At 63.5% G+C, this 26148-nt stretch carries 23 protein-coding genes; 9 read left to right on the top strand and 14 right to left on the bottom strand.

Translation table 11 applies throughout. The features are described 5' to 3' along the window. Positions 1 to 16 precede the first annotated feature (16 nt). Positions 17 to 2470: a glycogen/starch/alpha-glucan phosphorylase gene (locus tag ACTJLB_RS12410; RefSeq protein WP_392394650.1), complete on the bottom strand. Its 2454-nt coding sequence runs from the start codon at positions 2468 to 2470 to the stop codon at positions 17 to 19. A gap of 781 nt (positions 2471 to 3251) precedes the next feature. Between ACTJLB_RS12410 and ACTJLB_RS12405 the strand changes: the two genes are divergently transcribed. Then, on the top strand, positions 3252 to 4619 hold the full coding sequence (locus ACTJLB_RS12405; protein WP_440783426.1) for an MFS transporter: 1368 nt from the start codon (positions 3252 to 3254) through the stop codon (positions 4617 to 4619). A 174-nt stretch (positions 4620 to 4793) separates the two neighbouring features. On the opposite strand, the gene ltaE is transcribed toward ACTJLB_RS12405, so the two are convergent. The 3 genes from ltaE to ACTJLB_RS12390 form a co-directional block, all read right to left on the bottom strand. Next, complete coding sequence (gene ltaE / locus ACTJLB_RS12400; RefSeq protein WP_440783424.1) at positions 4794 to 5801, bottom strand: low-specificity L-threonine aldolase; 1008 nt, start codon at positions 5799 to 5801, stop codon at positions 4794 to 4796. 248 nt (positions 5802 to 6049) lie between these two features. Beyond that, positions 6050 to 6835 carry a peptidoglycan DD-metalloendopeptidase family protein gene (locus ACTJLB_RS12395; protein ID WP_440783423.1) on the bottom strand — a complete coding sequence of 262 codons (786 nt, stop codon included), beginning with the start codon at positions 6833 to 6835 and terminating at the stop codon, positions 6050 to 6052. A gap of 127 nt (positions 6836 to 6962) precedes the next feature. Continuing rightward, positions 6963 to 7274 carry a cupin domain-containing protein gene (locus ACTJLB_RS12390; RefSeq protein WP_088175817.1) on the bottom strand — a complete coding sequence of 104 codons (312 nt, stop codon included), beginning with the start codon at positions 7272 to 7274 and terminating at the stop codon, positions 6963 to 6965. A gap of 254 nt (positions 7275 to 7528) precedes the next feature. Between ACTJLB_RS12390 and ACTJLB_RS12385 the strand changes: the two genes are divergently transcribed. Both ACTJLB_RS12385 and ACTJLB_RS12380 read left to right on the top strand, forming a co-directional pair. Beyond that, a complete protein-coding gene (locus ACTJLB_RS12385; protein ID WP_020068086.1) occupies positions 7529 to 7846 on the top strand; it encodes a hypothetical protein in 318 nt (105 codons plus the stop codon). 175 nt (positions 7847 to 8021) lie between these two features. After that, positions 8022 to 8825, top strand: a complete 804-nt coding sequence (locus ACTJLB_RS12380; RefSeq protein WP_440783422.1) for a DUF2968 domain-containing protein — start codon at positions 8022 to 8024, stop codon at positions 8823 to 8825. Between the two features lie 214 nt (positions 8826 to 9039). Here the strand turns inward: ACTJLB_RS12380 and ACTJLB_RS12375 are convergent, their stop codons facing one another. The 6 genes from ACTJLB_RS12375 to ACTJLB_RS12350 all read right to left on the bottom strand — a co-directional run bounded on the left by ACTJLB_RS12375 (position 9040) and on the right by ACTJLB_RS12350 (position 13915). After that, positions 9040 to 9369: a DUF4148 domain-containing protein gene (locus ACTJLB_RS12375; protein WP_020068085.1), complete on the bottom strand. Its 330-nt coding sequence runs from the start codon at positions 9367 to 9369 to the stop codon at positions 9040 to 9042. Between the two features lie 264 nt (positions 9370 to 9633). Beyond that, the gene (gene gndA / locus ACTJLB_RS12370) at positions 9634 to 11043 is read right to left on the bottom strand and encodes an NADP-dependent phosphogluconate dehydrogenase (protein WP_087753972.1); all 1410 of its coding nucleotides are present in this window, start codon (positions 11041 to 11043) and stop codon (positions 9634 to 9636) included. A 143-nt stretch (positions 11044 to 11186) separates the two neighbouring features. Continuing rightward, positions 11187 to 11816, bottom strand: coding sequence for a DUF938 domain-containing protein (locus ACTJLB_RS12365; protein WP_440783421.1), 630 nt, complete (start codon positions 11814 to 11816; stop codon positions 11187 to 11189). Positions 11817 to 11893: 77 nt separating this feature from the next. Next, complete coding sequence (locus ACTJLB_RS12360; RefSeq protein ID WP_440783420.1) at positions 11894 to 12763, bottom strand: NAD-dependent protein deacetylase; 870 nt, start codon at positions 12761 to 12763, stop codon at positions 11894 to 11896. Between the two features lie 48 nt (positions 12764 to 12811). After that, positions 12812 to 13048 carry an oxidoreductase-like domain-containing protein gene (locus tag ACTJLB_RS12355; protein ID WP_440783419.1) on the bottom strand — a complete coding sequence of 79 codons (237 nt, stop codon included), beginning with the start codon at positions 13046 to 13048 and terminating at the stop codon, positions 12812 to 12814. Between the two features lie 102 nt (positions 13049 to 13150). Beyond that, positions 13151 to 13915 carry an SDR family oxidoreductase gene (locus ACTJLB_RS12350; RefSeq protein WP_088175822.1) on the bottom strand — a complete coding sequence of 255 codons (765 nt, stop codon included), beginning with the start codon at positions 13913 to 13915 and terminating at the stop codon, positions 13151 to 13153. 253 nt (positions 13916 to 14168) lie between these two features. On the opposite strand from ACTJLB_RS12350, the gene ACTJLB_RS12345 reads away from it, so the two are divergent. After that, entirely contained in the window at positions 14169 to 15023 is an 855-nt protein-coding gene (locus ACTJLB_RS12345; RefSeq protein WP_440783418.1) for a polysaccharide deacetylase family protein, read from the top strand. Positions 15024 to 15046: 23 nt separating this feature from the next. Here the strand turns inward: ACTJLB_RS12345 and ACTJLB_RS12340 are convergent, their stop codons facing one another. Beyond that, entirely contained in the window at positions 15047 to 16459 is a 1413-nt protein-coding gene (locus tag ACTJLB_RS12340) for a DUF2252 domain-containing protein (protein ID WP_440783416.1), read from the bottom strand. 283 nt (positions 16460 to 16742) lie between these two features. On the opposite strand from ACTJLB_RS12340, the gene motA reads away from it, so the two are divergent. After that, positions 16743 to 17630 carry a flagellar motor stator protein MotA gene (gene motA, locus ACTJLB_RS12335; protein WP_020068077.1) on the top strand — a complete coding sequence of 296 codons (888 nt, stop codon included), beginning with the start codon at positions 16743 to 16745 and terminating at the stop codon, positions 17628 to 17630. Next, positions 17627 to 18613 (top strand): flagellar motor protein MotB, encoded by a 987-nt coding sequence (motB, locus tag ACTJLB_RS12330; protein ID WP_020068076.1) that lies wholly within the window; start codon positions 17627 to 17629, stop codon positions 18611 to 18613. Before motA ends, motB begins: the two co-directional genes overlap by 4 nt. Positions 18614 to 18661: 48 nt before the next feature. On the opposite strand, the gene ACTJLB_RS12325 is transcribed toward motB, so the two are convergent. From ACTJLB_RS12325 to ACTJLB_RS12315, 3 genes are all read right to left on the bottom strand, one after another. Continuing rightward, entirely contained in the window at positions 18662 to 19471 is an 810-nt protein-coding gene (locus ACTJLB_RS12325; protein WP_440783414.1) for an exodeoxyribonuclease III, read from the bottom strand. Positions 19472 to 19494: 23 nt separating this feature from the next. After that, a complete protein-coding gene (locus ACTJLB_RS12320) occupies positions 19495 to 19737 on the bottom strand; it encodes a hypothetical protein (protein WP_020068074.1) in 243 nt (80 codons plus the stop codon). Positions 19738 to 19868: 131 nt separating this feature from the next. Next, positions 19869 to 21959, bottom strand: a complete 2091-nt coding sequence (locus ACTJLB_RS12315; RefSeq protein ID WP_440783412.1) for a D-(-)-3-hydroxybutyrate oligomer hydrolase — start codon at positions 21957 to 21959, stop codon at positions 19869 to 19871. Positions 21960 to 22114: 155 nt separating this feature from the next. Between ACTJLB_RS12315 and ACTJLB_RS12310 the strand changes: the two genes are divergently transcribed. Genes ACTJLB_RS12310 through ACTJLB_RS12300 form a run of 3 tightly spaced genes read left to right on the top strand, consistent with a single transcriptional unit; the run spans position 22115 to position 26109 of the window. Further along, entirely contained in the window at positions 22115 to 22876 is a 762-nt protein-coding gene (locus ACTJLB_RS12310; protein ID WP_440783411.1) for a (2Fe-2S)-binding protein, read from the top strand. 12 nt (positions 22877 to 22888) lie between these two features. Next, on the top strand, positions 22889 to 23890 hold the full coding sequence (locus ACTJLB_RS12305; RefSeq protein ID WP_027777448.1) for an FAD binding domain-containing protein: 1002 nt from the start codon (positions 22889 to 22891) through the stop codon (positions 23888 to 23890). Further along, on the top strand, positions 23887 to 26109 hold the full coding sequence (locus ACTJLB_RS12300) for a xanthine dehydrogenase family protein molybdopterin-binding subunit (protein WP_440783410.1): 2223 nt from the start codon (positions 23887 to 23889) through the stop codon (positions 26107 to 26109). The genes ACTJLB_RS12305 and ACTJLB_RS12300 overlap by 4 nt, the downstream gene beginning before the upstream one ends. Positions 26110 to 26148 lie beyond the last annotated feature (39 nt).

Raw genomic sequence — 26148 nt, 5'->3', positions numbered from 1 at the left:
GGAGTAACGCAAAAGCTCAGCCCAGATTGAGCGGATCGACGCGCCAGATCTCGCGTGCATATTCGCTGATCGTTCGATCCGACGAAAACTGCCCCATGCCCGCCACGTTCTCGATCGCGCTCTCGGTCCACGCGCGTTTGTCGACGAAACGCGCGTCCACTTCACTCTGCGCCTTCGCAAACGCGGCGAAATCGGCAAGCACCATGTAGTGATCGCCCCAGTCCACCAGCGTGTGGAAAATATCGGAGAAGCGCAGCGGATCGTCGGGCGAGAAATAACCGCTGCGGATCTGGTCGAGGGCCATGCGGAGTTCGGCGTTCTCCTCGTACACTTGCCGCGGCCGGTAGCCGCTTGCACGCAGGTCGTCCACTTCGTCTGCCGTGTGACCGAAGATGAAGATGTTCTCGCGGCCCACGGCGTCGCAGATTTCGATGTTCGCGCCGTCCATTGTGCCAATCGTCAACGCACCGTTGAGCGCGAGCTTCATATTGCCGGTGCCCGACGCTTCAGTGCCTGCCATCGAAATCTGTTCGGACAGATCGGCGGCGGGAATGATCAGTTCCGCCACGCTCACGCCGTAGTTGGGCACGAACACCACTTTGAGGCGGTCGCCGATCAGCGGATCGTGATTGACCTTCTGACTCACGTCGCCGATCAGTTTGATGATCGTCTTCGCCATCCGGTAAGCGGATGCCGCCTTGCCGGCGAACATCACGACGCGCGGTACCCAGTCGTGCTCCGGATTCGCGCGAATCTGGTTGTAGCGCACGATCACATGCAACACGTTCAACAGCTGCCGCTTGTATTCGTGAATGCGCTTCACCTGCAGATCGAACAGCGCATCAGGATCGAAATGCAGCTTCGTGTGATGCGCGAGCCGCTGCACGAGGCGCAATTTGTTCTGCCGCTTCGCTTCGCGGAATGCTTCGACAAAGCCGCTATCGCCGCGTAGCTCGCGTAGCTGCTCGAGCTCGAACAGATTGCTGCGCCAATGCGTGCCGATCCGCTGATCGATCAGCGACGACAGCGACGGGCTCGCCTGCGACAGCCAGCGCCGCGGCGTAATGCCGTTGGTCACATTCGTAAAGCGGTCCGGATAAATGCGCGCGAAGTCAGCGAAGATGTCGCGCGTCATGAGCTGCGAATGCAGCTTCGACACGCCGTTCACCTTGTGGCTCGCGACAATCGCCAGATACGCCATGCGCACCCGCCGCTGACCGTATTCGTCGACGAGAGAAATACGGCGGATCATTTCGGCGTCATGACCCGAACGCTCGCTCACATGCTTCAGAAAGCCGGCGTTGATCTCGAAGATGATCTCCAGATGCCGCGGCAGCAGCCTCGACAGCATCTCGACGTCCCACGTTTCGAGCGCTTCGGGCATCAGCGTGTGGTTCGTGTACGAGAAAATCTGCGTGACGTGTTTCCACGCCTTGTCCCACGGCAGATGATGCACGTCCACGAGCAGACGCATGAGCTCGGGAATCGCGAGCACGGGGTGCGTATCGTTCAGATGCACCGCGACCTTTTCGGAGAAACGCCCGAACGTGCTGTGCGTGCGCTGATAGCGGCGGATCAGATCCTGCATGGTCGCCGAGACGAAGAAGTACTCCTGACGCAGCCGCAACTCGCGACCGGCCGGCGTCGAGTCGTCCGGATAGAGAAGGCGCGACACGTTCTCCGACATGTTCTTCGTGTCCACCGCGTTGCGGTAGTCGCCGCGGTTGAACGCGCCGAGGTCCAGTTCGTCGGTGGCACGCGCGGACCACAGTCTCAGCGTGTTGGTCGCGTCGGTCGCGTAGCCGGGAATCACCGTGTCGTATGCGGTTGCGTTCACATGCTCGGTGTCGATCCATTCGACCTGATCGCCGCGCTGCACGGTGCGGCCGCCGAAATGCACGGTGTACTTGATCTCGGGCCGCGGAAACTCCCACGGGTTACCCGCGCGCAACCAGTAGTCGGGCGCCTCGACCTGCTCGCCGTTGACGATCTCCTGTCGGAACATGCCGTATTCATAACGGATGCCGTAGCCGAAGCCCGGAATGCCGAGCGTCGCCATCGAATCGAGAAAACATGCGGCGAGCCGGCCGAGACCGCCATTTCCGAGCGCGGCGTCGGGCTCTATATCGATGAGCGCGTCCATGTCGACGCCGAGGCTCGCCAACGCCTCCTTCATCTGATCGTGAATGCCCAGCGCGAGCAACGCGTTGGTAAAGGTCCGGCCGATCAGGAACTCCATCGACAGGTAGTAGACGCGCTTCACGTCCTGCTCGTATTGCAGGCGGGTGGTCTTCATCCAGCGTGCGACGAGCCGGTCGCGCACGGCGAGCGCCGCGGCGTGCAGCCAGTCATGCGGATGCGCGGTGACGGCGTCCTTGCCGACGCCGTACATCATGCGATTAGAAATTGAGCGCCGTAGCGCGTCGACGGTACTGTTGAGCTGGTCGAATTCCAGATCGACGGCTGTCATCGAAGCCTCCGGGAAAAAACGCTGCGACATGCGCGAACCGCACAGATGACGGACGGGAGGCGCGTGCCGGTCAGGCGGGTTAAGAATCAGAGTAGGACATTTTACGACTCCCGGATGCCGGCGAGCGCGGGTGCTGGTCACGCACATGCCATGCCCGCCTGTCTGCGCGGCTACGTACAGAGCCGGCCACTTTTGCGCACGCGCACGGTGCAAGGCGCGCGTGAACGGGCACTGCGCGCGTGCATCGGTTGATCGGAGCAGTGATGCCAAAGTGTGAAGGTGTTCGCCGCAAGCGTGACAGGATGCGACGCAAATCACGTGACAGAAGCAATTATTTTTTCGGCTCCTAACGTCCGGACGGCCGAACAAGCGATTGAGTTTCAAGCTTCATCTGGCTGATGCTGGCGACAAGCGTATCAAGCGTGTGACGGCTAGCGGTGTCGTGCGCAACAGGCGACGCCGCACGACCTGCGACGGCGCGCGTCATCTCGAAGGCGCGCCGCGGGGCTGACAGTTAGTTGCATACACATTCGATTTTCATCCACCTTACAGCGCCCGCTTGCGCTGCAGGATTTCCCGGGCTCTGTAACAATCGCTACATTCGCCGCGCGGCGGCCTTGAGCTTCGCCCAACAAGCCCGCGCCTTGCGTTATGCACAACCTTGCCACTCGCGCGCCACATGTTCAGATTCGTGCCGCGTCGACACGCACACCCGACGAGCCATGCCTTGTCCGACAAGCTGAGCGCGGCGTCCGCGCCGCCCTTTCCCGCGGATGCTCCCATGTCCGCCGCCAACCGCCGTGCGATGGCGGCGATCATGCTTGCCGTCGCGCTCGCGACGCTCGACACGGCGATCGCCAACATCGCACTGCCCGCGATCGCCGCCGATCTGCACGCGGCGCCCGCTGCATCGGTGTGGATCATCAACGCTTATCAGCTCGCAATGGTCGCGACGCTGCTGCCGCTTGCCGCGCTCGGCGACATCATTGGGCATCGGCGGATTTATATCGGCGGCATTGCGCTGTTTACCATCGCGTCGCTCGCCTGCTCGATGGCGCCGACCCTGCCGATGCTTGCGGGCGCACGCGTGCTGCAAGGCCTCGGTGCGAGCGCGATCATGAGCGTCAATACCGCGCTGATCCGCTTCCTGTATCCGCCGCACCGGCTCGGACGCGGGCTCGGCATGAACGCGCTGATCGTCGGCGTGTCGTTTGCGGTGGGTCCCACGGTCGCGTCGCTGATTCTCTCGGTCGCGTCCTGGCCGTGGCTATTCGCCGTCAATGTGCCGCTCGGCGTGCTGGCGCTGGCTTTTGCATGGCCTGCGCTGCCGCACACCGAGCGCGGCGCACACAACTTCGATCCGCTCGCCGCGCTGCTGAACGTGGTGACGTTCGCCGCACTGATCTTTGCGCTGGGCGAAGCGGCCCAGCGCGCATCGACGCAACTCGTGCTGAGCGCCGCTGCCGTCGCGGTGATTTTTGGCCTGCTGCTGATTCGCCGTGAAGCCGGGCACCCGGCGCCCATGCTGCCGGTCGATCTTTTCAAGCGGCCCGTGTTCGCGCTGTCGGCAGTGACCGCCGTGTGCTCGTTCGCCGCGCAAGGCCTGGCGTTCGTCTCACTGCCCTTTTATTTCGAGGATGTACTGCACCGCAGCCAGGTTGAAACCGGCTTTCTGATGACGCCGTGGCCGGTCGTCGTCGCGTTGGCGGCGCCGCTCGCGGGCAGCTTGTCCGACCGCTATCCGCCCGGCCTGCTCGGCGCCGTCGGGCTCGCGGTGATGTCGGCGGGGATGGCCTCGCTTGCGCTACTGCCGGTGCATCCGCATGTGCTCGACATCGGCATTCGCATGGCGATTTGCGGCGCGGGTTTCGGCTTTTTCCAATCGCCGAATCTGAAAGCGCTGATGGCAAGCGCGCCGCCCGAGCGCAGCGGCGGAGCAAGCGGCATCGTCGCGACGGCGCGGCTGCTCGGCCAGACCACCGGCGCGGCGCTGGTCGCGTTGAGCTTCGGGATCGCGGGCCGTCACGGGCCGACGCTCGCGCTCGGCGCGGGCGCCTTCTTCGCGGGCGCGGCGAGTCTGGCGAGCGGATTGCGGCTCCTTGCGCCGTCACATCGTGCGGGCGCGCACGCGAAAGCGTCGGAGAAATGAAAACGGGCGCGCTACTGGACAGCGCGCCCGTTCTCGTCAATTGATTACAGATTGATATCCGCTCGATGGCCAGCGTGAGCACGGCCGGACGGACCCCGCGCGAAGCCGGTTCGCTGAGGCGATCAATATGTCACGTGACACGTCTTGCTCGATCGCCTCCCGAGCGGCACGCAATCAACGCGCGGCGAAGTACCCCTTCACGGCCGCGATGAACGTGTCGATGTCCTCACGCGACACGTCTTTGTGCGTAACGAATCTCGACGCGTACAACATCTGCGTAAGAATGCCGCGCTCTTTGAGCCAGGCTTCGAGCGGCGCGCAATGCTGCTGCGGAAACTGCGCGAACACCATGTTGGTTGCAACAGACTGCACCTTCACCTGGTCGATGGCTTCAAGACCCGCCGCCAGATGCGCGGCGTTCGCGTGGTCGTCGGCGAGACGCTCGACGTTGTGCTCCAGCGCATACAGGCAGGCCGCCGCCAGCACGCCCGCCTGGCGCATGCCGCCGCCGAGCACCTTGCGCCAGCGGTGGGCCACGTCGATCAGCGCCTGGCTGCCGACCAGAACCGAGCCGACCGGCGCGCCGAGGCCTTTCGAAAAGCAGATCGAAACCGAATCGAACGGCTCGCACAGCGCCGCAACCGGCTTGCCCGACGCGACCGCCGCGTTAAAGACGCGCGCGCCGTCCAGGTGCGCCGACAAACCGCGTTCGCGCGCAAGCCCGACTGCTTCGGCGACATAGCCCTCCGGCAGCACTTTCCCGCCGATCGTGTTTTCCAGCGCCAGCAGACGCGTGCGCGCAAAGTGGTTGTCGATCGGTTTGATCGCAGCCGCGATCTTGTCGAGCGGGATCGAACCGTCTGCGGCATTTTCAAGCGGTTGCGGCTGGATACTGCCGAGCACCGCCGCACCGCCGCCCTCGTATCTGTACGTGTGGGCCAACTGCCCGACGATGTATTCGTCGCCGCGCGCGCAGTGCGCCATCAACGCCGCGAGGTTGCTTTGCGTGCCGCTCGGGAAGAACAGACCGGCCTCTTTGCCGGTACGTTCGGCAAGCGTCGACTGCAGACGCAGCACGGTCGGGTCGTCGCCCCAGACGTCGTCGCCGACTTCGGCGGCCGACATGGCTGCGAGCATCGCCGGAGTCGGACGGGTTACGGTATCGCTGCGCAAATCGATCATTGTGTGTCCCTGTGCGTCTTTCGTGTGAGAGGCCATGACGGACGGCCGGCTTGCCACGTCCGCGTGCAACGGTCGCAATGGTTGCAACGGCAGCAGCGGCGCCGGCTCGTGAGTCACACAGTGTATTCAATTCACGCGGCGCTCGCATGGCCGCGTGAAAGTCGATTGAAGCGTGCCTGGCTCAGTTCGCAGCTGAGCCCGCAGTTCAACCCGCGCAAAGGCCAGGCTCAAGCGAGGCTCAACTACATCTACCCGCCTGACTTAGGCAGCCATGCGAGCGGATCGACCGGCTGCCCATTCTGACGAACCTCGAACTGGATCGACGCAACGCCGCGGCTATCCACGCCGACTTCGCTGATGGTCTGGCCTTGCGCAACCGCATCGCCTTCCTTGACGAGCAGCGTGCTGTTCTGGCCGTAAGCGGTGATCAAGGAGTCGTCGTGCTTGATGATGATGAGCGGCCCGTACGCCTCGATGCCCGAACCCGCGTAGACCACACGGCCGGTGGCGGCTGCCTTGACGGGGTCGCCCGGTCGTCCGCCGATCACGATGCCGTTCGACCTGCCTGCGGCGAAGGTCTTGAGGATCGGCCCCCGCAACGGCCATTGCAGCACGCCCTGCTGCGGCGCCGCCGCGGCCGTGGGTGCGGCTGGTGCTGAGGGCGCGGCCGGTGCTGCGGGCGTGCTCGGCGCCGCAGCGACGGGCGGCGCCGCGACGCTGCCGGACGCCATCGGTGGAGCAACGCGCAGCACTTGCCCAGGAACAACGGCCGCGTTGACCGGCAGACCGTTCCAGGTCGCGATGTCCTGCGGCCTGTGCCCATAAGCCGATGCGACTCCGGCAAGCGTATCGCCGGGATTGACGCGATAGAAACCCGCCGGCACGGGCACCGTGCTGAGCGTGGTGGGTCGGGACTGTGTGTTGCCGTAGAACGGCGTGTTGTCCCACGGCGTGCTCACGCAGCCGTTGAGTATCACGCCTAGCGCGGCAGTCGCCAGCAAACGGGTCCCCTTCAGTTGCCATGGTCTCATCATGTGATTTGTCCTCGACATTTTTTGGATTCGAGCTTCTGATCGATCATCTTGATCGATGCCCGTAGCAATTGCCGTACCGCTCGCGGGTCAGCACACTGCAACCTCGCACATCACCGCGCCTGCAAACTTAAACACTGCCCTCGGCTTCTACCACGAGAATGCGCGCCGGGCCGATCGGATGCGCTACGTGCTCGGTGCCCACGGACGCATAGAACACATCGCCCGTTTCAAGAATTGCCGCCTGCTCCACGCCGTCCTGGCGATAGCGCATCTCGACGCGGCCATCCAGCACGGCGAACACTTCTTCGCCGTCGTTCACGTGCCACTTGTAGGGCTGATCCGTCCAATGCAGACGTGTCGTGATGCCGCCCATGTTGGCAATGTCGAGCGCGCCCCACGGGCGCGTCGCGGTGAAGCTCTTGCTGCGAATGATCTTCATGGTCGCTAACGCATTTGGTAGAGAGAGCGGCCTTTGCGCCAGTCGCAATCGGCCATGGACGCAGCGCACGCCGGGCGCTGCCGGGCAGCTTTTTGAACGCTCATTATAAGTCGCGCGACACGCGCTCCACGCCCAGTCAGCGAGTGCCGCGGCAATGATGTGATCATTGAAACCTCTGGACGCTCACCTATACTCAACCTTGCTGCGCCGACGGGGCGTGGACTGAAACGACCGGATCCCGCATGGAGTCGACGATGAACAAAGCCACATTTCTCGCCGTGCAACTCAATGTCGACGACGTGGCCGCGTCGCCTGGACTGGCCGAATTGTTGAACACGCATCTGGTTTTTGCCGCCGATGTGGCCGAGGCCGCCGACGCACTCGTGCAACTTGCGAGTATCGCGGGATTGTCGGGCGGCGTGGAGGCGCGCGTCGAAATTCCCGCGCTGGCCATCGAGCGTCTGCGTGAGGCGCTCGACATTCTGAGCGGCTACGACGAATCGTGGCTGCTTGCGCTTGAGCCGAGCCACGCGTTATTCGCGGACATAGGCCGGCATCGCACCCTGCATTAGGACTGCGCTCGCGGACGACATCCGCAGGCACGCGCAGCCCCGGCGCAACCGTGGCATCCACCACTCGCGCCGCTGAGCCATTGCTTTTCGCTCACCGCCCAATCCGCCAGTTAGCCGGAACGCTTTATTGCCGGCGCCGTCTGGCCCTTCGGGCGAGTCAACTGGAGGAACCGCCGTGAAAAGTCTCCTTAACCGCCGTAGCGTGCTGGCAGGCCCATCGCATGTCGTCAGGGTCGCGCAGGACAATGCCAGCGCGCCCGTCCCGCACGACGATACCGACGACGCGTCGCCGGAGATGGCGTCCGACGCGCCGTCCGCGCTTTCGTCAGCACTTTCGTCCGATGCTCCGTCCGGGTTCGCATCCGACCGGTCGCAGGCGGCAGTGGCGCGCGGTGCCGCTCGTCCGGTGTTGACATTGCGGCCAGTGCAAACCGTGCCGTCGCAGGTGAGCGCGCGTGGCGTCCAGATTGCGAATACGGCCGAAGTCGAATGGCTCGCCGAAGAAGAGGCGCTCATGCCGTTTCGCGTGTTTCGAAGCTTCGCGTATTCGGTGAGCCTGCTGTTTCATGCGAAGGAGGTCACATACTACGTCGCCCTCTATCAGGACGGCGCGCTCTGGCGTGCGTTGAAGGCAGCCGACCTCGAAGCCGCCGAAGCGGCCTTCCATCATTTCGAAGACCAGGCGACGCGGCTCTCGGACTGTGAAACCCGCCGCGCGCAACTGGAGGCGCAGAACGAACAGCTGGCCCGCGAGATCGCTCGCTCTGAAGCGCAAGCCGAACGGCTACGCAGCGATTTGCAGCGGCGTAGCGCACAGGAGCAGGCGGCGTCGAGCCGGCAGCATCAGGTGCGCAAGGAAGTGTCCCAGCTCGAAGCTCAACGCGTGGCCGCGCAGGCGCATCTGAACAAGGCACATCGGCAGATGCAGCAGCTCAATCTGACGAGCAACGAAGCGATTCCACATTTGCCGACTCGTTGAACCGCCTGGTTCCGTCACGAAGGGCACGAAGAAGGCGCCCGGCGCAGCTCGCTTGCCACGCGCCATGCGTCCTCGAAGCGGTAAACAGAAAAACGCCGTCAAGGCAAAAACCTTGACGGCGTTTTTCTATCGGCGGCCACCTGTCAGTCAGGCGGCGCCTCCGGCTGGCTTCTACGCGAACGGCTGGCCGATTCGGCGCCGCGCGACTGCCAGATTAGTTGCCGAAATAAACCGAGCTACGATCGGTCGTGACCGCGCGGCCTGCTTGCGAGCTGCCTGCGATCGGTGCGCCGTAACCGCTGTTGGCCACTTGAGCCGCGGCTTGCGCGGTGCCGTTCTGAGCGTCGACACGTGCTTGAGCAGCTTGCAGGTTTTCGGGGTAGTCAACATGGTCGCCGACCGGGTTGTAGCCAGCCTTCTCGAGTTGGACCAGTTCGGCGCGAACTTGAGCGCGCGTGACCGGCTGGTTCGATTGAGCGAACGAAGCGACAGGAGCGGCGAAAACAGCAGCGGCGACGACTACGGCAGAGATAAGAGTCTTCATGATGTATAACCTCCAGAACTTGTTGTGATTCGCTTCGGGCTTTGTTGTCCCTAGCGCTTAAATAGAAGTTTAGGAGCGAGAACATCTAGGGGAAACCCCTAAAACGACGAAACTCTATTCCGGAAATTGCAATAGTCGGTGTCCGAATCCTGTCAGCGTCGAAATGACCGACGCTCGCAGCAACAATATCGCGATCGGGCATTTCAATCCCTCCAGCGTCGCGCCCGGCAAGCTCCGGGCGCGACGCTCGGGGGTTACAGCGGTTTAGCTCCAGTTCGCGTGGAAGCTGCCCGGCTTGTCGATCCGCTCGAACGTATGGGCGCCGAAGAAGTCGCGCTGCGCCTGCACGAGGTTTGCGGGCAACCGCTCCGAGCGGTAAGCGTCGAAATATGCAACCGCCGACGCGAACGCCGGCACCGGCACGCCCGCATTGATCGCGGCGACGACCACTTCGCGCAACGCTGACTGGTAGTTGCTCGCAATATCGCGGAAGTACGGGTCCAGCAGCAGGTTCGCGATGGTCTTCTCTTTCGTGTAGGCGTCGGTGATTTTTTGCAGGAAGCGCGCGCGGATGATGCAGCCGGCGCGGAAGATCTTGGCAATCGTGCCGAAATCCAGATCCCACTTGTACTCTTCCGAAGCCGCGCGCAACTGCGCGAAACCTTGCGCGTACGAGATTACCTTGCTGAAGTACAGCGCACGGCGCACAGACTCAATGAACGCTTCGCGCTCAGCTCCGAGCGGCTTCGCGCTCGGACCGTCGAGCACCTTGCTCGCGGCAACACGCTGGTCTTTCAGCGACGAAAGCACGCGTGCGAACACGGCCTCCGTAATCAGCGGTAGCGGCGCGCCGAGGTCGAGCGCATTCTGGCTCGTCCACTTGCCGGTACCCTTCTGCGCCGCGCGATCCAGGATCACGTCGACCAGATCCTTGCCGGTTTCCTCGTCTTTCTTGCTGAAGATCTTCGAGGTGATTTCGATCAGATAGCTGTCGAGCTCGCCCTGATTCCACTCGGTATAGACCTTGCCGAGTTCCTCGTTCGACAGGCCGACCACCTGTTTCAGGACCGCATAGCTTTCGGCGATGAGTTGCATGTCGCCGTATTCGATGCCGTTATGCACCATCTTCACGAAATGGCCAGCGCCGTCCGGGCCCATGTAGGCGACGCACGGCTCGCCGTCCGGTGCCTTTGCGGCGATCTCAGTCAGGATCGGCGCAACCAGGTCGTATGCGTCGCGTTGCCCGCCCGGCATGATCGACGGACCTTTCAGCGCGCCTTCCTCGCCGCCCGACACGCCGGTGCCGATAAAGTGCAGGCCGGCCTTCGCCAGCTCCTGGTTGCGGCGGATCGTGTCGGTGAAATGCGTGTTGCCGCCGTCGATCAGAATGTCGCCCTTTTCCAGCAGCGGCTTGAGCGATGCGATGGTCGCGTCGGTCGGCTCGCCGGCCTTGACCATGAGCAGAATGCGGCGCGGTTTTTCCAACGACTCCACGAACTCTTCGAGCGTGAACGCCGGCACCAGCTTCCTGTCCGGATATTCGGCGATGAGTTCGTCGGTCTTTTCGCGGCTACGGTTGTAGACCGACACCGCGTGGCCGCGGCTTTCGATGTTGAGCGCCAGATTGCGGCCCATGACCGCCAGCCCCACCACGCCGATTGCCTGTTTGCCCATGTGAATTCTCCAGTGTCCAAAAGTGTCGTGACGCCGCGCCGGAAAGAACGTCGGCCGGACGTCGAGGGTGAAAGCATAAAAGAAATGCCGGTTTGCCGCTCGTTATCGGGCATGCAACACGGCTTTGCGCCCTTTCCGCGCGTTCATTGCGCCTGTGCTTCGCGCTTTCGGAACACGAGGCTGAAATTGTTGGCCGGCATCGCGACCGGCTCGTCGCACGTGAATCCCTCCGATGCCGCGAGCGCCACGACCGCTTCCATGTCGCGCACGCCCCACGCCGGATTGCGGCTTTGCAATTGTCGGTCGAAAGCTTCGTTGCTCGGCGCCGTGTGCGCGCCGCCGCGTTTGTAAGGGCCGTACAGATACAGTACACCGCCCTGCACAAGATGGCGGCTTGCGCCCGCGAACAGCGCTTGCGCGGCGCTCCACGGCGCAATGTGAATCATGTTGATGCAGACCACCGCATCGAGCACGCCTACGCCCCAGTCGGCCTGATGCACGTCGAGCGCAAGCGGCGCGCGCACGTTCGGCGGCGCGCCGTGCGCGATCCATGCGGCAATCGACTCGCGCGCTTGCGCGTCGGCGTCGGTCGGTTGCCATTCCAGTCCGGGCATCGCGCCGGCAAAGTACATTGCGTGTTGACCCGTGCCGCTCGCAATTTCGAGTACACGGCCCGTGGCCGGCAACGCCGTGCGCAAGACGGCGAGGATCGGTTCGCGATTGCGCTCGGCGGAGGGCGAATGTTGCCGCATCGACGGAACAGGTTCGGTCATGTGGATGTAGTGTGGATCGTTTGCGTTGGATTGGGTTGCATGGCTTGCATTCGCTTGTATTGGTGCCGAGCCGCAGTTCAATCTACCGCGAGACGGCCGGCCAAAGCGGTCAGCGTATCGGCGCATGGCGCCGCAATTTTCAGCGACAACAGCGGATCGGCGCGCGTACGCCCGAGATTGATCGCGGCGACTGGTTTGCGCTGCTTTTGCGCCCACACGCAGAAGCGATAGCCGGAGTAGACCATCAGCGACGAACCGACCACCAGCACGGCGTCCGCGGCATCGAGCGCATGCGAAGCCGCCTCGACACGCTCGCGCGGCACACTTTCGCCGAAAAACACCACCGCCGGTTTCAGCAAGCCGCCGCAATTCGTGCACGCCGGAACGCGAAACGCTTCGAGCGCGTGCCATTCGAGATGCGCATCGCCGTCGGCGGCAGTTTCGGCGGTCACGCTCAGCAGCGCGGGATTTTCCGCCTCGAGCGTCTGCTGGATCGACGCACGCGAATGCTGCGTGCCGCAATCGAGACAAACGACCCCGTCTATGCCGCCGTGCAATTCGATCACGTCGCGGCTACCCGCGCGCTGATGCAATCCGTCGACGTTCTGCGTGACGAGCGTCGGCACATGGCCGGCCGCCTGGAGCCGCGCAAGCGCGATATGCGCAGCGTTGGGCTGCGCCTGTGCAACGACCGGCCAGCCGACCATGCTGCGCGCCCAGTAACGCCGGCGCATTGCGTCCGTACCGAGAAATTCCTGCAGCGTGATGGGCGGCGAGCGCTTCCACTCGCCGTTTTCGTCGCGATAGCCGGGAATGCCGGAATCCGTGCTGATGCCCGCGCCCGTCAGCACGAACAGACGCGGATAGCGCTGCACGAAGTCGTGCAGATCGTCGAGGGTGTGCGATTCGTCGAAGGGTTCGAGTGGTGCGGAAAAAAGGTCGGTCATGACGGGATCACTGATGACTGCGGCGGCGTAAAAGCGCGCGACGGTGCTTCACCGGCGCTTGCGCACGCCGCGCTTCGCCGCCGGGATCGGGACCGCCGCGCGTTGCGCCTGCCGCGCTTCCCATTCGGCCAGCGCGACGCAGTAGCGCTCCAGCGCGTCGTCATAAAGATCGAACACGCACGGACTACAGCCGCTATGGCAACAATCCTCGAGGTCGGGCTGCACCGGCGGTGTGGGCTTTGGATCGTCCACGGTGCTGGCTTGGGGCACGGCTGATGACTTCACGTGAACACGCTCGGAACGCACGCAATGCGAGGCAGCGAAGGCGAAGAAGGAAAGCGCTCAGTATATGTTGATCTCCCGCGCCGCGCTTGGCGCGGGTGGCCGTCAGCCGCGCCCGACGAACGGCATCTTGCTCGCCATGATGGTCATGAACTGGACATTCGCCGACAGCGGCAATTGCGCCATGTGCAGCACGGCGTCTGCGACATGCTGCACGTCCATCAACGGCTCGACCGCGATTTCGCCGTTCGCCTGCGGCACCCCGCGCGCCATGCGCTCGGCCATTTCCGTGGCCGCGTTGCCGATATCGATCTGCCCGCACACGATGTCGTATTTCCGGCCGTCGAGCGACACGGCTTTCGTGAGGCCCGTGACTGCGTGCTTGGTCGCTGTGTAGGCAATGCTGTTCGGCCTCGGCGCGTGCGCCGAAATCGAACCGTTGTTAATGATGCGCCCGCCGCGCGGATTCTGCGTTTTCATCAGACCGAATGCCGCGCGCGTGCACAGGAACACACCGGTGAGGTTGGTGTCGACCACCGAACGCCATTCGTTTATATCGAGTTCGTCGATGTCGACCGGCGAGCCGCTGCGCCCGGCGTTGTTGAACAGCAAGTCGAGCCGGCCATAGCGTTCGCGGACCGTGTTGAACAGCGCGTCGACACTGTCCGCGTCCGTCACGTCGCAAGGCACCGCGGCCGCTTCTCCGCCCACGGCGCGCGCCTGCTCGGCTACGGCGTCGAGCGCCGCCTGACGACGGCCCGCAAGCACCACGCTATACCCATGCTCCGCGAGACGCACCGCACATGCACGGCCGATGCCGCTGCCCGCACCCGTTACCAATGCCACCTTTCTGATTCCCGTCACCGTCACCGCTCGTCTCCCTGTTTCATGAATGAAGGGCCGCTCCGCACCAACTCTCCTGCACCATTGTTCGGCACCTGTTTCGAACCATACCGCAGCGGACGGTCGATCACAAATGCCGCCTGCGAGAGCTTCCATCATGCAACCGGCGCGCTTTCATTGCGGTTCCTGTCCGCGAGCTTGCCGGTCCACGCATCAATGGTATCGTTCGACGTTGCGCGCGGTGCCCTGCTTGCCCGCGCAATTACCGGAAGCACGCTTTATGAACCAACTCTCCACGCCCCACGACGCTGGAGCGCCACCGCTGCGCCGGTGGCCTCAGACCGGCTATCCCGCGATGCTCACCGCCACCGCCGCATGGCACGTCTTCGTGCTGGCCGCATGGCTGCTGGTACCCCGCGCATGGCCGTGGTGGCTCGCCGCGATCTTCGCGAATCACGCTGTATTTACCGTGGCCGGTCTGCTGCCGCGTACGTCGCTGCTGGGTCCGAACTGGACGCGCCTGCCCGCTGCCGCGCGCAACGCGGATGCAATCGCATTGACGATCGACGACGGTCCAGATCCCGTCGTCACGCCGCAAGTACTCGACCTGCTCGATGCCCTGCACGTGCGCGCTACGTTCTTCTGCATAGGAGAAAAGGCGCGGCGTTATCCGCAACTCGCACGCGAAATTGTCGCGCGCGGTCATGCGCTCGAAAACCATTCGCAGGTTCATGTGCACACGTTTTCCGTGACGTTTCCGGGTGCGCTTCTGCGCGAGATAGATGCCGCGCAACGCACACTCGAGGAACTCGGCGGCGAACGGCCCATGTTCTTTCGCGCGCCGGCAGGCCTGCGCAATATTTTTCTGGAGCCGGTGCTGCGCAAGCTAGATTTGCGGCTAGCGGCATGGACGCGCCGCGGCTACGACACACGCGAACGCGATCCGCAAGTCGTCACCCGCAGGCTACTCGACGGTCTGGCACCGCGCGACATACTGCTGCTGCACGACGGCAACGCCGCGCTGACCGCCGACGGTAAGCCGCTGATTCTCGCCGTGCTGCCACGTGTCATCGAAGCGGCTCGCAAAAGGAACTTGCGCTTCGTGACGTTGCGCGAGGCGAGGGTCGACGCTTGACAGTGTGGATCCACAGCGCTGATTCACATGCGAAAATCCGCCGCCATGTCTTCGTCCGAGCGCGCCTCGATAACACCGCTGCGGCATGCCTTGACGAAGACATCGTAGTCGCGCTCCACCTGATCGGCGTAACTCGCCGCGTAAGCTGCCAACGCCTCGGCGAACTGATCGCCGCGCCCGATATACGCGCTCACTTCGACCGCCTGCCCGCTCGCCTTTGCATGGGCACGCGCCATCGCCCAGCCGCATAGCCTCGCGTAACCGTCCAGCAGATCGCTGTCGAACAACTCGATGCTCGCCGACAGCTTCATGTCGCGCAATTGACGGAAGTAGTAATGCCGGCCGAGCGAACTCGTCGCCCAGCCTAAAAAGATGTCGCTCGCTGCCTGCAACATGCGCTGCCCCTGCACCACGCGCTCGCCTTGATGCTTGACCGGTGGCGACTTGTAGTAGCGGGCGATCACCGACGGCCTCGCTTCCTTGATCTGTACGAAGAGCGGCTTGCCCGTGGGATCGACGAGCAGCACCGCCATGCAGCGCGTCCCCACGCTGCCCACGCCCACTACCTTGAATACGATGTCCTGCACGCTGAACTGACCAAGCAGTTCACGCCGGTCATGCGACATCGTCTTCATGTACTCGCTCCACATGCCGTCGAGTATCTTGTGTCCGTGCGAGCCCTTCAGTTCATCGGCCTCTTCGGCGGTGAAGAGCGTGTTCGAGCCGAGCACGTGAAAAAGCGCAGGCGGCGCATCGCGAATCACCCAGCGCTCGCCGTCATGCTCGGCCATCTTTTCGAACAGACTTTCGTGCGTGCGGCTCGCGGCCTTCTCCATGCCGCGGCGCACCGCGCGGCGGCGCTCCGGCGACAGCGCCGTCTCCGCCATGCGGTCGAAGGTAATGCGCTCATACCAGAGTTCCAACGCGCCGCATTGTGCGTATTGCGCCATGCGATTGCGATATTCGCTCACGGCGGTCATCACCAGATGCTCGGCTGTGCCGCGACTCAGGCGCATGTGACGCGCGGCCAGCACGAGGCTGGCGGCAAGGCGCTTGAGGTCCCATTCGAATGGACCCACCGACACTTCGTCGAAATCGTTCAGGTCGAAAACCAGCTGGCGCTCGGGCGTCGCGAAGCCGCCGAAGTTCATCAGATGCCCGTCTCCGCAGATCGGCATGGTCAGGCCGCTGTCGTGAACCTGGCTTAGATCGTGAGCTTGCAGGTTCGCGGTGCCGCGAAAGAACGTGAACGGCGACACGGCCATGCGCCCATAGCGCAACGGCACGAGGTTCTGCACGCGGCCTTCGCTGCTTTGCTTAATAAGGTCGATTGGATCGCGGTCTAATGCGCCCACCGTTTTATGACTCGACCGCTTCGATTTTTCGCGGGCGGCACGGCCGCGGGCCTCGCGCTCCGCAATGGTGCTGGCTTTCATAGTCATCTTCGTTCGTCTTGAGAGTTCACCGTCGAGGAGCCCTGACGCGGGTCGCACTGCATGCTAGCAGAGCAACCGGTAAAAAGGTGCGGGCGCTTTTACCGATGCCGAATGAATGCGCGAGCGAGCCCCGCAATATTTGAATTCCGGTTGCTTTGCGCTCTTCAGCAATCACCCTTTCGAGCCGTTTACCAGTACATGCGGAAATTCAGTGACGCACGCAAATGTCCTTGATCAAGGGCTCATTCTCACAACGTGCGGCGCGCAAGATTATGGAGAATTTATGTTTGTTGCGATTGGCTGGCTGTTGGTGATCGGCTCCGTCCTTGGGAGCTTTCTTGGCGTGGGCGGCCATTTGCCGGCGCTCCTTCAACCGTTCGAATTGCTTTGCATTTTCGGCGCGGCAATTGGCGCGTTCGTAGTGAGCAATCCGACTTCGACATTGAAGAAAACCCTCAAGGCGATTCCTAAATGTTTCAAGGGCGGTGGCTACACCAAGGAAAAATATCTGGAACTGATCGCTCTGCTTTATGAGCTGCTTCAGAAGGCACGCAAGGAAGGCATGATGTCGCTCGAAGCCGACGTCTTTGCGCCGGAAGAAAGCGTGATTTTCCAGAAGTATCCGCACGTTCTCGCCGACCATCATCTGCTGGATTTTATCGTCGACTATTTGCGCATGATGTCGGGCGGCAACGTCAACGTGCTCGAAGTACAGGACCTGATGGATGAAGAACTGGCCACGCATCACGCGGAAGCGTCGGTGGCGGCCAATGCAATCCAGAAGATGGCCGACGGCCTTCCTGCCTTCGGCATCGTTGCCGCCGTGATGGGCGTGGTTCACACCATGGGTTCGGTCGGCGCGCCGCCCGCCGTGCTCGGCGAGATGATCGCGGGTGCACTGGTCGGCACGTTCCTCGGCATTCTTCTCGCGTATGGCTTTATCGGTCCGCTCGCCGATCTGCTCAACGCAAAGGGCCGTGCCGAAGCGAAGCCGTTCCAATGCGTGAAGGCGGTGCTGCTTGCCTCGCTGTCGGGCTATGCACCGCCCATCGCTGTGGAGTTTGGCCGCAAGGTGCTGTTCACCGCCGATCGCCCGAGCTTCCAGGAACTCGACGACGCTGTGCGCGCGACCAAATCGCCGAAGCCGGCCACCGAGGGAGCCGCGTCATGACGCAAAGAAGGTCACGCGGCTCCCAGGACGAGGCGCCGCCGCCGATCATCGTGCGCCGCTCGAAAAAGGGCGACGACCACGGTGGGCATCATGGCGGCGCGTGGAAGATCGCGTATGCCGACTTCGTCACTGCGATGATGGCGTTCTTCCTGCTGATGTGGCTGCTCGGCTCGACGTCGAAGTTCGACAAGCAAGGCATCGAAGATTACTTCAACACGCCGTTATCGAGCCTGCTCGGCGGCAACGAAGGCACGGCCGCAGCACGGCCGAGCATCGTGCAAGGCGGCGGCCGCGACATCTCGGACACGCGCCCCGGCGACGGCAAGAAAACCCAGATCGAGCCCGCCACTCCTGTGAACGTGGCGCCGACCGTCGCGCCCGCTGACACGGCCCGCTTGCAGCAACTGAAAGAGAAGCTGGTCTCGTTGATCGAACAGAGTCCTGCGTTAAAGGCCTTCAAGGACCAGATCCGCATTTCGATCACGAACGAAGGACTGCGCATCGAGATCGTCGATTCGCAGAACCGCCCGATGTTCGCATCGGGCAGTCCGAAACTGCAGAGCTACGCGGTCGCGATACTCACGCAGATCGGCGCCGCGCTCAACGACGTCGAGAACCGCATCTCGATCGCGGGGCACACCGACGCCGTGGCGTACACGGGCGGACCGGTCGGCTATTCGAACTGGGAGCTTTCTTCCGAGCGCGCGAATGCCGCGCGGCGCGCGCTGGTGGCAGGCGGCATGCACGTCGAAAAGCTGTTGCAGGTACGCGGTCTTGCTGATGTACTGCCGCTCAACAGCAATGTCGTGGACGAACCGACCAATCGGCGCATCAGCATTCTCGTGATGAACAAGGCCGCGGAGCAGGCGTTCTTCCACGACGGCGGACGTACGTCGATCGATGAAAACGTGCCTGCCAGCTCGGCTATCCCGGCCGTCGCAGCGCGCATGCATCCGGCTCCGGGCGCGACGATAGTTCGCTAGCGTTACCCCGCGCATCGATGCGTCACCGCCGGTCGCAAGACGCGTGCTTCAGCTGCGTGTCTTGCGACGCAACGCGCCCATGTCCAACTCGACCCATGTCGGCGCATGGTCGCTCGCATGCGGCTCGCCGCGCACCCAGCGGTCCACGCCCGCGTCGCGCAAGCGCGGCGCGAGGTCCGGGCTCAGCAGAATATGGTCGATGCGCAAGCCGGAGTTGGTGTCCCAGTGCCGGCGGAAATAATCCCAGAACGTATAGACCCGCTCCTCGCCGAAATGCGTGCGCAGCGAATCCGTCCATCCCTGTGCGACGAGACGCCGGTAGCGCTCGCGGCTTTCCGGCTGCAACAGCGCGTCTTTCAGCCATGAGCGCGGGTTGTAGATGTCTTCGTCGGTAGGCACGACGTTGAAGTCGCCGGCCAGCACGACCGGATGTCCGCTCTTGAGCAGCTTCGCCGCATGGTCGATCAGATGGTCGAACCACTTGAGCTTGTACTCGAACTTCGGACCGGGCTGCGGATTGCCGTTGGGCAGATAGAGGCAGCACACCAGGACGCCGTCGACGGCCGCTTCCAGATAGCGGCTATGTGTGTCCTCTTCGAAGCCCGGCAAGCCACGGCGGCTTTCGAGCGGCGGCTCGCCCTTCGACAGAATCGCCACGCCGTTCCACGCGCTCTGGCCGTGCCAGATGGCGTGGTAGCCCGCTTCGCGAAATGCGTCGGCGGGAAACGCGCTATCGGCGGCCTTCAGTTCCTGCAAGCAGACAATGTCCGGCGCTTCGCGCTCCAGCCATTGCAGCAACGCGGCCTGGCGCGAACGGATTCCGTTGATGTTGAATGTCGCAATGCGCAGCCTCGCCACGACGGTTCCTCCTGCAACGCAAGTTATTTCGACGCTGTTCCCGACACGGCATCGGCGGCCTCATCGCACCATTCGATTGCCCACGACCTTGCGCAGGCGATCGCATCGGCCTCGTTCGAGAAAGCGTCGATGTCGCCGGAATCGTGCGACCGGAAATGCTCGTTTTTCCGCGGTATGCGAGTGATTTTCGCGCGCGCGTAGTAGACGCCTTCGTCGGCGTGACGTGCGCGGCAATCGATGTGGAAATGCTTGTAGTCGAACTGCATCGGCTGTCCTCTGAACGCGCTTGATTCCGAATACAGGTAGCATCGTTCATACCCGGCCTGGTATTCAACGTAGCGGCCACACGCGCGATCAGACACCGCGCGCGTGGTCCGCTATCGACACACAGCCGCCATCAGTTCGGCACGTTCACCACCCCGTTCGACACCGTGATGGCATTGCCGCCAGGGTTGGCCGCAATCGCCGGCAAGTTGGCGACGGTCAATACGGGCGCAGCGCCTGGTGAGCCGCCGCGCGGCACCGTATGAACCACTTGAGACGGCGGCAGCGGCGTGCCGCTCTTCAGATGGCTCCACATCAGATTGAGTGCCTGAATGTTGTAGTAATGCAGCGGTACGAAGCGGTTGTCGAAGCCCGCCACGCCGAGGAACGCGTCGAAGTGCTGGCCGTTCGTGATTTCATAGAACGAGAGCTTGCTCGCGCCGCCTTCGAGCAGCTGGTTCGTTGCGACATAGGGCCGCGACGCATGATTGATCGGCACCAGCGCATCGGCCCGGCCTTGCACGATGATGGTGGGCTTGCCGTGCAGGTTCGCATTCACCTTGATCGCTTCAACGCTCGTTGTCAGCGTGCCGTTGGTCCACAGCGTACGCAGGCAGGCTGCTCCCGCATAACTTGCGTCGACGGTTGCGAGCCGGTGGTCGAATGCGCCCGCCGTGCCCGCGTTGTAGACGAGGTTGATACCGTTAGTGGGCGGCACACCATTGCCATTGCCGAACACAGTGAGCATCGGCGACACAGCCGGCGTCACGCCCGCCGCGCCCGTCGAACTCGTCGTGCCGAAGCTGAAGTTGCACAGGTTCGCGCTCACGCTCGCCCTCGCATAAGCGTTCGCGTAAGTCACGGCGACGGCGGGCACCGCTTGCGAATCCCACATCGGCGCATGGAGCACGTCGGAGTCGGTCTCGTAGCCGTTCTGATGCAACAGCGTGAGCGCATTGGTTGCCTGGGTGACGGTGTCCGCCCCCGCGATCACACCGTTGGCCGCGAGCGCCGCGCATCGCGCGGTGCGAATCGCGGTGGTCGTGGCAAGCGGCAGCGCCGTCAGATACGGCGCGCCGACTGCGGCAGGCGCGAGCGCTGCGCAAGGCTGAAGCAGATTCGCGAGCGTCATGTAATCCGCAAGCGGCTTGCCGAATGCGCCGACGGGCACACCGCCCTGAGTCACCGAGACTTGCGAGGGCACGCGCACGTTGATCTGCGGCTCGCCGACTACCACTGCGGTAATGAGTCCGGAGGTATCCTGCTCGGCGGCTGCGAGCGACGCGCCGCCGCCGTTGCTCACCGATGCCGCGATCGTCGTGATGCTGCCCGGGTTATAGCGTACCGTGCGCGTCGAGCCGTTCAACGTTCCATACGAATCGTTGAGTGCCCAATACGCGAACTTGATCGCCTGCAACGTGTTCTTGCCCCGGTCCTGCTCCGGGTTCTGCTGCGAGTGCGCGTGCTTGAACGCGTACCGGTTAGGGAACTGGCTGTTGTAGGTGGCGGCATCCGTGTTGCCCAGGTTGGCCGTGAAGAGGCTCGCGTTGCCTGCGGCATTCGCGTCCTGCAACGTGCCGTCGATCAGCGTCACGCGATTCGTCGACAGTTCGTGCGCGCCGTTGCCCGAGCCTTTGTCCGTGTAGGCGACCGCGCAGCCGTGCTTGAGACCCCACTCGCCGGCTGCGGAGATCGCGCCATACACGCCGCGAGAACCCGATGACGTTGCCGTGACGATGCACGGTTGATCCGCATTGAAGCTCGCCGGAATTTGCACGAGCACGCTGACATTCTGCTTACCGCTGCCGTCGTCTGCGAAAGCGAGGTATTCCTTGCCCGCTATCTTTCCTTCGCCCAACGTGTCGTTGCCGTTCACATCGATATTGGGACCCCAGAAGCGCCCATAGCCGCCATTGCTACTCATGTCGACGAGCGCGCGGTAGTTCGACCAGATCGCGAGTCGGCGCAGCTCCGCCGCTGTCGGTTGCGCGGCGTTTGCAATCGCGGGAACACTGGCTGAAGCGAGGCCAGTTTTACCGAGTCCGGCCGTGAGCAGGTCGTCACTATTGCCGTCATATGACTGTGTCCTGACGGTGCCCGCGATGAAGCTGACCAGGACGTTGGCTTGCGGCTGGGGCGTGCTGTCGCCGTGGCAGGCGCTCACACCGAGAGCGACAACGATTGCAAGGGGAAGCGCGTGCCCGACTCCAATGGGTGATCTCATATGTGCTGTCTCCGTTATTTTCACAATACCGTTTTGTGTCAGCGTTGTTCACGCAACTGCGCCGGATTTGTTACCCTCGGTTGTTGGACGCGAAGCTTCGGATACCGACGCATCGTCAGCCTGCATTGACCTTTCAGCGGAGTCAATAGAACGTTATGGCAACAGATAACGAATGTCATGATCCGGGTGACGAAGCCGCCGCCTTGCACCAACCTTCTCGTCGCCGTTTTCTACAATCGGCTGCAGCAGCCGCGACTGTCGGTGCGGCACCGCACCTTCGCGCACAAGCGCAAACATCTGTACCGCCACCCGCGCAGGCTCCTGCTCCCGTGCCGCCACGCCCCGTCGAATTGAACGTCAACGGCCGTGCGTATACGTTGCAACTCGAGCCGCGCGTGACCTTGCTCGATGCATTGCGCGAGTACGCGGGTCTCATGGGCACCAAGAAAGGCTGTGACCGTGGACAATGCGGCGCTTGTACGGTGATCACCAACGGACGCCGCATCAATTCATGTCTAACGCTCGCCGTCATGCATGAAGGCGAGACCATCACCACGGTCGAAGGGCTCGCGAGCAACGGTGCATTGAGCCCGCTGCAACGCGCGTTCATCGAACACGATGCGTTTCAGTGCGGCTACTGCACGCCGGGGCAGCTATGCTCGGCGACCGCCCTGCTCCAGGAGTTTCGCAACGGCACGGCGAGCGTTGTGACCGCCGATGTGCGCCAACGTCCCGCCAACCTTTCCGACGAAGAGATTCGCGAACGCATGAGCGGCAACATTTGCCGCTGCGGTGCCTATTCAAATATCGTTGCCGCGATACGCGCGGCGCATGAAGGCAGTGGTCAGAATGCGGGCACGGCTGGCGCCGACCATCGTGACCATCGCGATAACCACGATAACCGCGACAACGCGTAACGGAGCGACGGCATGGATGCGATTACCTACGAACGCGCCGCCGATGTCGCCGGCGCAGTGCGCGCCGTGCAGCAACCGGGCGCGGTGTTCATCGGCGGCGGCACGAATCTGCTCGATCTGATGAAGGGAGGTGTCGAGCGGCCGGTGCGGCTTATCGACATCACACATATAGGCGGACTCGACGGCGTGACGACACTGCCCGACGGCGGCATTCGCATCGGCGCACTGGTGCGCAATAGCGACGCCGCGAACCATGCGTTGGTGCGCGAACAGTATCCGTTGTTATCGCAAGCATTCTTGTCAGGCGCGTCGTCGCAATTGCGCAATATGGCGACGGTCGGCGGGAATCTGCTGCAACGTACCCGCTGCGCATACTTCTACGACACCGCTTTTTCCCAGTGCAACAAGCGCGTATTGGGCAGCGGCTGCGCGGCGCTCGAAGGGCACAACCGCATGCACGCGATTCTCGGCGCGAGTCCGCAGTGCGTCGCGGTCAACCCGTCGGACATGAGCGTGGCGCTCGCCGCGCTCGATGCGGTGGTCCGCGTGAGTGGCCCGGCCGGGGAGCGAAGCATTCCGTTCGCCGAATTTCATCGGCTACCGGGCGACAGACCCGATGTCGACACCACGTTGCGGCCCGGCGAGCTGATCACCGCGGTGGATCTGCCGCCACCGCTTTTCAGCGCGCATTCGCATTACCTCAAAGTGCGTGACCGCGCCAGTTACGCATTCGCCCTAGTCTCGGTGGCCGCTGCCTTGCAGATGGACGGCGAGCGCGTGCAGACCGCGCGCATTGCATTGGGCGGCGTCGCGCACAAACCGTGGCGCGCGAGTGCAGCCGAACAGATGCTGAACGGACAGCCGCTGACACAAGCCGCGCTCACCAACGCCGCTGCCGCTGCATTGCGCGATGCCCGGCCGCTCGCCGACAACCGCTTCAAGGTGCAGCTCGCGCAACGCGCGATCGTGCGTGCAGTGAATCAGGCCGCCGGCCGCGCAGGAGGTGTCGCATGACGCTGATCGGTCAACCGTTCGACCGCATCGACGGTCTACTCAAAGTAACCGGCGAAGCACGCTATGCCGCGGAATTTCCGGAAGCGCGTCTCGCCCATGCGGTGCTCGTGACGAGCACGATTGCACGCGGCACGATTGCGTCGATCGATGCAAGCCGCGCGCAGTCAGTGCCCGGCGTGCTGCTTGTCATGACGCATCAGAACGCGCCGCGTCTGCCGAACGGCGGCAAGGCGCAACTGGCCCCGCCTGCGGGGCGTCGACTGTCGCTCCTGCAGGACAACCTGGTGCATTACAACAACGAGCCGGTGGCAGTAGTCGTCGCCGATACGCTCGAACATGCGACCGATGCCGCGCGCCGGTTGCGCATCACGTATCAGAGCACGCCGGCCACGCTCGACTTCGCACAGGCGAAGGCAAATGCACATGCGCCGGACAAACCGCAAGGGCGTCAAACGGATACGCAGCGTGGCAGCTTCGAAGACGGCATGCAGAACAGCGCGGTGCATATCGACGCAACCTACACGACGCCCATCGAGCATCACAATCCAATGGAGCCGCACGCGACCATGGCGCGTTGGGACGGCCCGCAGCTTACGCTCTACGATTCGACGCAGGGCGTGAGCGGCGAAGCGCAGGCGGTGGCCCGAACGCTCGGCATTTCGCCTGGCGATATACGCGTGATCTCGCCGTTCGTCGGCGGCGGATTTGGCTGCAAGGGCTCGTCCTGGTCGCATGTGTCGTTGTGCGCGATGGCCGCGAAACGGACCGGGCGTCCGGTGCGGCTCGTGCTCGAGCGGCCGCAAATGTTCGGTCCGGTCGGCGCACGTCCGCGCACCGAACAGCGCCTCGTGCTGGCCGCGCGGCGCGACGGCACGCTGAGCGCCATGCGTCACGACAGCATCTCGAACACGTCCATGATCGAAGACTGGACCGAGACGTGCTGCATGGTCACGCGTATGTTGTATGCGGTGCCGAACCAGGTGACCACACACCGGCTCGTGCCGCTCAACGTCGGCACGCCGACCTTCATGCGCGCGCCGGGCGAGACGACCGGCTCGTTTGCGCTGGAATCCGCAATGGACGAACTGGCGGTCGCGCTCAAAATGGACCCGCTCGCGTTGCGCCTGAAGAACTATGCGGAAGCCGATCCGCAGGAAAACAAGCCCTGGTCGGGCAAGTCGTTGCGTGAGTGCTATCAGATCGGCGCGGAGAAATTCGGCTGGTCGCGGCGCAGCCCCGCGCCGCGCTCCATGCGTGACGGTAATACGCTGATTGGCATGGGCATGGCGACCGCGACCTACCCGGCTAATCGCAGCGAAGCGAGCGCCATCGCGCGGATCTTGCCCGACGGCACTGCGATGGTGGCCTCGGGCACGCAGGACATCGGCACTGGAACGTACACGGTGATGACCCAGGTCGCCGCGGACGCGCTTGGCTTCGCGCCGGAAAACATCCACTTTGCGCTCGGCGATTCGTCGCTGCCGAAGGCGCCGGTGTCGGGCGGCTCGCAATCGGCGGCGAGCGTTTCGCCGGCTGTGCGCGACGCAGCAACCGAGGCGCGCGCGCGGCTAATCGCGCTGGCATTGGCGGACCCTGCGTCGCCCGTGCACGGCATGGCGCTCGACGACATCACCGTGGAGAACGGCTGGGTAACGAGCCGCTCGCAACCGTCGAAGCGCGATCCCGCGGCGGCGATCGTCGCGCGCTCCGGCGGCAAACCGATCGAGGCGATGTCCACCGTCAAGCCGGGCGGCGAGAAGCAGAAGTACTCGTTTCACTCGTTCGGCGCGGTGTTCGTCGAAGTGCATGTGGACGCGGACCTCGGCACGATTCGCGTGCCGCGCGTGGTCGGCGTGTACGACGTGGGCCGCGTGCTCAATGAGAAAACCGCACGCAGCCAGATGCTCGGCGGCATTGTATGGGGCGTGGGTGCGGCGTTGCAGGAGGAAACCTCGCTGGATACGCGCTATGGGCGTTTCACGAACGCAAATCTCGCCGAGTACCACGTGCCAGTGAATGCCGACATCGGCGCGCTGGATATCACGTTCCTCGACCGGCCCGACCCGTACATCAATTCCCTTGGCGTGCGGGGCATCGGCGAGATCGGCATTACGGGCGTGTGCGCCGCGCTTGCCAACGCGGTGTACCACGCAACCGGTGTGCGCGTGCGCGATCTTCCGATAACGCTCGACAAGGTGATGACGACGACGCAGGTCTGAGCGCGCTGCGCGGGCCGCTTGCCTCGCGGTGCGTTGCGC

This window comes from Paraburkholderia sp. 22098 (assembly GCF_052045935.1).
GTDB classification, from domain to species: Bacteria; Pseudomonadota; Gammaproteobacteria; order Burkholderiales; family Burkholderiaceae; genus Paraburkholderia; species Paraburkholderia caledonica.
Note: the sequence above shows the minus strand (reverse complement) of the source record. Positions and strands in the feature narration are given on the sequence as shown.